Below are 7969 nucleotides of genomic sequence, written 5' to 3'. Positions count from 1 at the left end.
TGCCCGCCCCCCTACAGAATGTGCAGGTCAGTGGGTGTTGCATTCCGGGCCGCGGGCGAGGCATGCCTCGCCCCTGGAGAATGCGCAGGTCAGTGGGGGTTGCATTACGGGACATCGGGCGAGGCATGCCTCACCCCTGGAGAATGCGCAGGTCAGTAGGAGTTGCATTACGGGACATCGGGCGAGGCATGCCTCACCCCTGGAGAATGCGCAGGTCAGTGGGTGTTGCGTAGGGGCGGGTCATGACCCGCCCGCCGTCAACGGGGCGGCGCTAACAACGCCGAAAAACCCTGTAATGTCTCACTCAACGCCCCATCATTACTTAACGTCACACACCCTGCCGCCACCGGCTCTGCCGCACGCTGCAGCCGCTGTTCAATGGCGGTTTCATCCTCGCGACCGCGCTGGCGCAGGCGGCCGGCGAGGATCTCCGCCGACACCTGCAAACACACCGGCAACAGCCGCTCAGCGTAACGCTGACGGGCCGCCGCCAGATGCAGCCGTGAACCGTTCACCACCACATCCAGCCCACTTGCCAGCCACTGATCGATCTCAATACCCAGCCCGTAGTAAAACTGATGCGCCTGCCAGTCGAGGGCAAACAGACCGTATTCACGCCGCCTGCGAAACTCATGCTCGCTGAGGGCGATATGGTTTTCGCCCCCGGCGCTGGCACTGCGGGTGATATAGCGATGCGCCACAATCACTCGCTCCGGGGCACATTCGCGCAGTGCCAGCAGCAGGCTGTCTTTGCCTGAGCCGGAAGGGCCCATCAGCCAGATCAGCCGCCCCATCAGAAGACCTTCCTGCCCTGCGCCCAGACGGAGGCAACATAGACCTGATCGCGGTGCGCACGCACCAGCACCAGATCGGCCCGTTTGCCTTCATCAATCACACCGCGATCGTCAAGGCCGATGGAGCGGGCCGGGTTACGCGTTACTAAGGCAATGGCCGCAGGCAGCGTCATGCTGTGACGTTCATCGGCGGCAAGGCGGAATGCCGCATCCAGCAGGCTGGCGGGATAATAATCCGACGAGAGAATATCCAGCAGCCCCTGCTGTGCCAGTTCGCTGGCCGCCACGTTGCCGGAGTGCGAACCGCCACGCACGATATTCGGCGCCCCCATCAGTATCTGTAAGCCCATTTCACGCGAGGCGCGTGCGGCCTCTTCGGTGGTCGGAAACTCAGCGATAACACTGCCTACCCCTTTCGATTCAACCACGTGTTCATAAGTGGCGTCATCGTGGCTGGCCAGCGGAATGTGATACTGACGACACCAGGCAGAAATCGCCTCGCGGTTCGGCGTGGACCAGCGGGCCGCCAGGCGCAGCTGATCGGCTTCGTACTCATCAAGCTGCCGATCGCTGAGCTGATATTTGCCGCCAAAATAGGTGCGCCATGCCGCCAGCGACACATACTGGCGCTGCCCCGGTGAGTGATCCATCAGTGACACCAGCGACAGTGCCGGGTTACACATCAGTTGTTCAAACAGCGGCAGCGTTGAGTCATGGGGCAGTTCACAGCGCAGGTGCAGGCGATGTTCGGCACGGTTCAGGCCGTGCTTCTGCGCATGGCGAATCGCATCGATCATCTTGTTCAGATTCTCCATGCGGTGGCCGCCATCGCGCACATCGCCCACGCCAATCGCATCCAGCACCGTGGTAATGCCGCTGGCGACAATCAGCGCATCATGGCTGCTCATGGCAGAGTGCGCAGGCCAGTCCACCTTCGGGCGCGGGGTAAAGAACTTATCCAGATTGTCAGTATGCAGCTCGACCATGCCGGGCATCAGCCAGCCGCCCTCACCGTCAATCGCTGCCGGAAGCTGGCTTTGTGTGTCAGAGAAGGCGCGGATCACGCCATTTTCACAGGCCAGCGATCCCTCAACCACTTCATTTTCCAGGATCAGTTTGACGTTATTGATGATCATTCGGCGTGCTCCAGGGCAACAGGTTGCATCACATGCAGACGGTCAGCGATGCGATCGCGCACCGCGTTATCATGAAAAATGCCGACAATGGCCGCGCCGCGCTGGCGCGCCTCTTCAATCAGCGCCACCACGGCAGCGCTGTTGGCGGTATCGAGTGAGGCGGTCGGCTCATCCAACAGCAGGATCGGCGAGTCGGCAATAAAGCCGCGCGCAATATTGACGCGCTGCTGCTCACCGCCGGAAAACGTCGACGGTGCCAGTGCCCACAGGCGCGACGGCACGTTAAGGCGGCCCAGCAATGCTTTGGCACGCTCTTCGCTCTCGGATCGCGACACACCACGCTCCAGCAGCGGCTGCATCACCACCTCCAGCGTGGAAATCCGCGGGATGACGCGCAAAAACTGGCTGACCCAGCCAAGCGTGTCGCGGCGAATGCTGAGGATCTGGCGCGCCGGTGCGCTGACCAGGTCAACCCACTGCTGCTGATGATCCACCCAGATATGCCCGCTATCCGGCAGATAGTTCGCATACAGCGAACGCAGCAGCGTGGATTTACCGCTGCCCGAATGACCGTGCAGCACCACGCACTCCCCGGCAGCCACCTGTAAGGAGGCGTTACGTAACACCGGCAGTTCTGCCCCCTGCTGATTGTGCATCACAAAGGTTTTTGACAGATTTTCGACACGCAGTTTCAGATTCATAATGATTCCCGTAGGGGTATTTAAACAATGGATGAGACCAGCAGCTGGGTATACGGATGATGCGGATCATCCAGCACCCGGTCGGTCAGGCCACTCTCCACCACTTTCCCCTCTTTCATCACCAGCAGACGGTGTGCCAGCAGACGCGCCACACCGAGGTCGTGGGTGACAATCACCACCGCCAGATTCAGATCGCGGACCAGGCTGCGCAGCAGATCCAGGAGTCGCGCCTGCACCGACACATCCAGCCCGCCGGTGGGTTCATCCATAAACACCAGTGTCGGATGCGTCACCAGATTACGGGCGATTTGCAGACGCTGCTGCATGCCGCCGGAGAACGTCCCCGGCAGGTCGTCGATGCGCGACAGCGGGATCTCTACATCCTGTAACCACTTCCCGGCGGTTTCGCGGATCTGCCCGTAGTGGCGCTGCCCGACCGCCATCAGGCGTTCACCGATATTGCCCCCGGCAGAGACCTGCGCCCGCAGGCCATCCATCGGGTACTGATGTACCACGCCCCATTCGGTGCGCAGCAGTCGGCGGCGTTCGCTTTCACTGAGGGCATAAAGATCCTGACCCTGATAAATAATCTCACCCTGCTGCGGTGCCAGCCTGGCCGAAATCGATTTCAGCAGCGTGGTCTTACCGGAACCCGATTCCCCGACGATTCCCAGCACTTCTCCCGGAAAGAGCTCAAAGGAGACGTCACTGAACCCTTTGCCCGGCGCATAGAGATGCGTTAACTGATTGACCGCCAGCAGCGGTGTTTCGCGCGTCATGATGGATTCTCTTGTTGCTGATGGCAGTAGTCGGTATCGGAGCAGACAAACAGGCGCGAACCCTGGTCGTCCAGCACCACTTCATCCAGATAGCTGTCGCGTGAACCGCACAGCGCGCAGGGTTGATCCCACTGCTGTACGGTAAAAGGATGGTCGTCAAAATCGAGGCTTTCCACTTTGGTATAGGGCGGCAGCGCGTAAATACGCTTCTCGCGTCCGGCACCAAACAGCTGGAGCGCAGGCATCATGTCCATCTTCGGGTTGTCGAATTTCGGGATCGGTGACGGGTCCATCACATAGCGATCGTTGACCTTGACCGGATAGGCATAGGTGGTGGCGATATGCCCGTAACGCGCGATATCTTCATACAGTTTGACCTGCATGATGCCGTACTCCTCCAGCGCGTGCATGGTGCGGGTTTCCGTTTCACGTGGCTCGATAAAGCGCAGCGGTTCCGGGATCGGCACCTGATAAATCAGGATCTGATCTTCCGTCAGCGGCGTTTCAGGAATGCGGTGACGCGTCTGGATCAGCGTGGCGTCAACGGTGCGTTCCGTGGTGGCGGCACCGCTGACGCGCTGGAAGAAGCGGCGGATAGAGACCGCGTTGGTGGTATCGTCAGCGCCCTGGTCGATCACTTTCAGCACGTCATGCTCGCCAATCACACTGGCGGTGAGCTGAATACCGCCAGTGCCCCAGCCATAGGGCATCGGCATCTCACGCCCGCCAAACGGCACCTGATAACCGGGGATCGCCACCGCCTTGAGGATGGCACGGCGGATCGTACGTTTACTCTGTTCATCCAGATAACCGGGGTTATAACCGCTTAGTTCAGTCACGCTGCTTCTCCTGGTATTCCGCCCGCAGGCGTTTCAGCAGTTCCAGTTCAGCCTGGAAATCGACGTAATGCGGGAGTTTCAGGTGAGAGACAAACCCCGCCGCTTCAACGTTATCCGCATGCGACAGTACAAACTCTTCGTCCTGCGCCGGGCTGGTAATGCGTTCGCCGTGTTCATCGGTTTGCAGCGCACGGTCCACCAGCGCCATCGCCATCGCTTTGCGTTCTGCACGACCAAAGACCAGCCCGTAGCCCCGGGTAAAGTGCGGCGCATCGTCCGCCGGGGTGGTGAAACCGTTCACCATTTCACACTCGGTCAGCATCACTTCGCCAATCTCCAGCGCAAAACCCAGCTCTTCCGGGATAATCTCGACAGTGACCGATCCGGTACGAATTTCCCCGGCAAAGGGATGGGTGCGCCCGTAACCGCGCTGCGTGGAGTAGCCCAGCGCCAGCAGAAACCCTTCGTCACCGCGTACCAGCTGTTGCAAACGCGCTGAACGCGGCATCGGATAGGAGGGGGCATCGCGGGTGATATCCAGCGGCTCGCTGCCATCGTCCTCTTCGCGCAGTGCCAGCCCTTCCCGCGTCATCAGGTCAAACATATGCGGGCATTCTGCCGCCAGCGGCTGTTCCGCACGCGGTGTCACGGGCGCTTTGCCTTCGGCCAGCAGGGTGAAGTCCAGCAGACGATGGGTGTAATCATAGGTCGGCCCCAGCAGCTGTCCGCCGGGCAGATCTTTGTAAACCGCAGAGATACGGCGCTCAACGCGCATCGCACCGCTGTCCAGCGGCAGGCTGTCGGCCAGCCGGGGCAGCGTGGTGCGGTAGGCACGCAGCAGAAAAATCGCTTCGACCAGGTCGCCACTCGCCTGCTTAATGGCCAGCGCTGCCAGCTCACGGTCGTGAATACCGCCGTCGGTCATCACGCGGTCAACGGCCAGGCCAAGCTGCTGGTCAATCTGTGTGCAGGTCAGTTCCGGCTGGTCATCCGCGCCACGACGCAAACGCTCCTGAAGCTGATGGGCGGCGGCTATCGCCTTCTCGCCCCCTTTCACCGCGACATACATCAGCAGACCTCCACGTCAGTAGTGCGCGGCAGCGCCATCATGTTTTCACCACAGGTAAAGATCAGGTCAATGCCCTGCGGGAAGCGGTGGCGGCGATCGCGCAGGTAACTCAGTACGCTTTCTGGCAGCTGCGGAGCAATGGCGCGGCGCTCCTGCAAGCCCGGGCCGCGCAGGCGCAGTGTCAGGCCGCCGCTCAGGGCCGGTACGTCAATAATCAGCGTGCTGCTTTTCTCCGGTGACACATTATCGCCGGGGGAAAAACTGTCGATACTGGTGCCGGATTTGGCATGCAGCAAGGCAAACGGGGCATCTGTGCTGTCGGTGATCGGTGCACCGGTGTGGAACCGCAGATTGCTGAGCAGAGCATCATCGCGCAGCGCTTCGTCAATCCACAGAGGCGTTTCGCGATCCACCAGCGTCATCATGATCGCCGTTGCGGCACAGGAGGCGTTGCCCCAGGCGGGCAGCGTCGGCAGCGATACCATCACGCCCGGTTCACTCATCGCCTTGAGAATACGGCGGAAGGCGCGCTGAGCATCAGCAACGGGATGGCTAAAACTGGCCAGTAAAGTCATGCGTTATCTCCGCGAACAAGGGTAAAGAAGTCGACCCGGCTGCTGGCCACTTCGCGCGAACGCAGCGCCAGCTGCTCTGCACGCAGGGCCGCCAGCGGTGCGATAATCTGCTGATATAAATGCGGTGAACGGTCACCCTGCAACAGGGCATCCAGCAGCGCACAGCGTTCGGCGTGAGCTTTGTCGCGCCCGAGAATGTAGCTGTAACCACAGAGTCCGTTGGTCAGGCGCACCACGGCGCGCGTCACGGTGGTATCCCCAAGAATAAAACGACGACCCGTACCGCCCATTCGCGCCTGCAAACGGGTCAAGCCGGTTTCCGGTGCGCGCAGCAGTTGATAGTCGGTGGGGAGATCGGCGGGGCAATGCGCCAGCAACTGCTGCGGCTGGCTGTGAGCCAGCACGGAAAGCCAGTGCTGACGTGCCTTATGTGCTTCCATTTAGTGCTCCAGCGTCAGTTCAATCATATCGGCACGCGTCAGGCTGACGGAGTATTCCGCCATCCGGCCGTTGTCGGTACAGGTATTCAGGGTGCGTACGCACAGCAGCGGCGCATGCAGGGAAACTTCAAGCAGACCGCTCTCTTTCGCCTGCGCACGGCGGGCGGTAATGCGTGTCTGTTTACGCGTCAGCCCGGTAGTCAGCTGCTGACGGAGAAAATCGTGCAGTGAGCCGCTGCTGAACTGTTGCAACTGCGGCCACCATGTCAGGTCGGGCAGGTAATGGTTGATCACGCAAACCGGCACGCCGTTGACCCGGCGCAGGGTGCGCAGATGGATCACCGTGTCGCCTTCGTTGCAGGCCAGCGCGGCGGCCACTTCGGCATTGCAGGGGCGCAGCACCGCCAGCAGGCGTTCACTGGTGGGATGGCTTCCCTGTTCCATCAGGTTCTGACTGAAGCGTGCCTGGGCATGGAGCGGGTAGTTATAGGGGCGCATCAGCACCAGTATCCCCACCCCCTGACGGCGCTGTACCAGCCCTTTATCCACCAGTTCATCCACTGCGCGGCGCAGGGTATGGCGGTTGACGGCATAGTGCGCCGCCAGCTGTTTCTCTGACGGCAGGTACTCGCCACAGCGATAACGGCTGCGCAGTTCATCCTCCAGTTGCGCCGCAATGGCCTGATATAAAGTGGTCGGATGTCTGGATAAGTTGAGCATAAAAAAATCTCCACAGAACAAAGCCGGTTAGCGGGGTTATTTGCGTTAAGGTCCCTGCTACTGATGGCAGTTACATTGAAGATGTTGTGTGACAGTGCGGTTAACGCCAGATGAAGGTTTTTAAAAAGTGCGGGGAGTGTGTCAGGATAGGCAACGTCAGAGTCAGCCAGAAGGATACAGCGTGGATAACGAAAGCGAGATCGTGCAGGCCGGGGCAGTATTGAGCCAGAAACTGGCAGAGCTGGGAGCGGTGGATTTTCTTTATCTGCGCCAGAACAAGCGTGCCCCGGAAGAGGCGCTGGTGCTTTCCAGCCATTCAGAGGAGTGGATAAGCGACTATCGCGATCGCCGCCGCTATCTGAAAGATCCGGTGGTGCTGGCCGCCCGGCAGCGCATCTCCCCCTTTAACTGGCAGGATTGCACGCGCCCCAACGCCGGGCTATGCGATGCAGGCAGCCAGTGCCAGCGGGTGAAAGGCTTTACTTTTGCGGTTCACGACGAGCAGCAACAGATGTCACTGCTGAGCGTGATACGCCGCCACGACAACCTGACGTTTTCCCACGACGTGATTTCCCGGCTGGCGGATTTGCAGATGCTGTTGATCCTGCTGCATGAAAAAACCCACCTGCGGCCCGAAAAAAGCCCGGCGTTGTCGCCGCGTGAGCAGGAAGTGTTGCTGTGGAGCAGCCGGGGTAAAACTTACGGAGAGATCGCCATCATTCTTGGTATTCAGCTCAGTACCGTGAAGTTTCATATCGCCAATGCCACGCGGAAACTGGGCGTCAGTAATGGGAAACATGCGATTCGCCGGGCGCTTGAAATGAACTATCTGCCCTCCCCCCTCTACTAAAGGCTAGCTGGACGCAGCGGCCTGAGGCTCTACACTCGTATTCACTTATCTCTTTTCAGGAAACGT

Annotated in this window: 10 protein-coding genes; 1 reads left to right on the top strand and 9 read right to left on the bottom strand. The window is 60.2% G+C overall.

Annotation, left to right across the window (positions count from 1 at the left end):
• Positions 1–257: 257 nt before the first annotated feature.
• From phnN to phnF, 9 genes are read right to left on the bottom strand one after another with little or no spacing between them, the layout of a single operon-like run.
• Complete coding sequence (gene phnN / locus WH279_RS05370; protein WP_339455220.1) at positions 258–794, bottom strand: ribose 1,5-bisphosphokinase; 537 nt, start codon at positions 792–794, stop codon at positions 258–260.
• Positions 794–1930, bottom strand: a complete 1137-nt coding sequence (gene phnM / locus WH279_RS05365) for an alpha-D-ribose 1-methylphosphonate 5-triphosphate diphosphatase (RefSeq protein ID WP_339455219.1) — start codon at positions 1928–1930, stop codon at positions 794–796. The genes phnN and phnM overlap by 1 nt, the downstream gene beginning before the upstream one ends.
• On the bottom strand, positions 1927–2631 hold the full coding sequence (gene phnL / locus WH279_RS05360) for a phosphonate C-P lyase system protein PhnL (RefSeq protein WP_339455218.1): 705 nt from the start codon (positions 2629–2631) through the stop codon (positions 1927–1929). Before phnL ends, phnM begins: the two co-directional genes overlap by 4 nt.
• Before the next feature lie 20 nt (positions 2632–2651).
• Positions 2652–3410 (bottom strand): phosphonate C-P lyase system protein PhnK, encoded by a 759-nt coding sequence (gene phnK, locus WH279_RS05355; RefSeq protein WP_339455217.1) that lies wholly within the window; start codon positions 3408–3410, stop codon positions 2652–2654.
• The gene (locus tag WH279_RS05350; RefSeq protein ID WP_200640343.1) at positions 3407–4249 is read right to left on the bottom strand and encodes an alpha-D-ribose 1-methylphosphonate 5-phosphate C-P-lyase PhnJ; all 843 of its coding nucleotides are present in this window, start codon (positions 4247–4249) and stop codon (positions 3407–3409) included. Before WH279_RS05350 ends, phnK begins: the two co-directional genes overlap by 4 nt.
• Positions 4242–5318 (bottom strand): carbon-phosphorus lyase complex subunit PhnI, encoded by a 1077-nt coding sequence (locus WH279_RS05345; protein ID WP_339455216.1) that lies wholly within the window; start codon positions 5316–5318, stop codon positions 4242–4244. The genes WH279_RS05350 and WH279_RS05345 overlap by 8 nt, the downstream gene beginning before the upstream one ends.
• The gene (gene phnH, locus WH279_RS05340) at positions 5318–5893 is read right to left on the bottom strand and encodes a phosphonate C-P lyase system protein PhnH (RefSeq protein ID WP_200640347.1); all 576 of its coding nucleotides are present in this window, start codon (positions 5891–5893) and stop codon (positions 5318–5320) included. Before phnH ends, WH279_RS05345 begins: the two co-directional genes overlap by 1 nt.
• Positions 5890–6333: a phosphonate C-P lyase system protein PhnG gene (phnG, locus tag WH279_RS05335; protein WP_339455215.1), complete on the bottom strand. Its 444-nt coding sequence runs from the start codon at positions 6331–6333 to the stop codon at positions 5890–5892. Before phnG ends, phnH begins: the two co-directional genes overlap by 4 nt.
• On the bottom strand, positions 6334–7053 hold the full coding sequence (gene phnF, locus WH279_RS05330) for a phosphonate metabolism transcriptional regulator PhnF (protein ID WP_200640351.1): 720 nt from the start codon (positions 7051–7053) through the stop codon (positions 6334–6336).
• Positions 7054–7234: 181 nt separating this feature from the next.
• On the opposite strand from phnF, the gene WH279_RS05325 reads away from it, so the two are divergent.
• Positions 7235–7903 carry a helix-turn-helix transcriptional regulator gene (locus tag WH279_RS05325; protein ID WP_339455214.1) on the top strand — a complete coding sequence of 223 codons (669 nt, stop codon included), beginning with the start codon at positions 7235–7237 and terminating at the stop codon, positions 7901–7903.
• Positions 7904–7969 lie beyond the last annotated feature (66 nt).

It is taken from the genome of Erwinia sp. MYb375 (assembly GCF_037479175.1).
Classification (GTDB): domain Bacteria; phylum Pseudomonadota; class Gammaproteobacteria; order Enterobacterales; family Enterobacteriaceae; genus Erwinia; species Erwinia rhapontici.
The sequence above is the reverse complement of the archived record's forward strand: the minus strand, read 5'-3'. Positions and strand labels throughout refer to the sequence as shown.

Excerpts from the sequence above, each read along its gene's own strand:
- WH279_RS05345 (WP_339455216.1), bottom strand. The coding sequence starts at position 5,318 with ATGTATGTCGCGGTGAAAGGGGGCGAGAAGGCGATAGCCGCCGCCCAT.
- phnK (WP_339455217.1), bottom strand. The coding sequence starts at position 3,410 with ATGACGCGCGAAACACCGCTGCTGGCGGTCAATCAGTTAACGCATCTC.
- phnH (WP_200640347.1), bottom strand. The coding sequence starts at position 5,893 with ATGACTTTACTGGCCAGTTTTAGCCATCCCGTTGCTGATGCTCAGCGC.
- phnL (WP_339455218.1), bottom strand. The coding sequence starts at position 2,631 with ATGAATCTGAAACTGCGTGTCGAAAATCTGTCAAAAACCTTTGTGATG.
- phnN (WP_339455220.1), bottom strand. The coding sequence starts at position 794 with ATGGGGCGGCTGATCTGGCTGATGGGCCCTTCCGGCTCAGGCAAAGAC.
- phnM (WP_339455219.1), bottom strand. The coding sequence starts at position 1,930 with ATGATCATCAATAACGTCAAACTGATCCTGGAAAATGAAGTGGTTGAG.
- phnG (WP_339455215.1), bottom strand. The coding sequence starts at position 6,333 with ATGGAAGCACATAAGGCACGTCAGCACTGGCTTTCCGTGCTGGCTCAC.
- phnF (WP_200640351.1), bottom strand. The coding sequence starts at position 7,053 with ATGCTCAACTTATCCAGACATCCGACCACTTTATATCAGGCCATTGCG.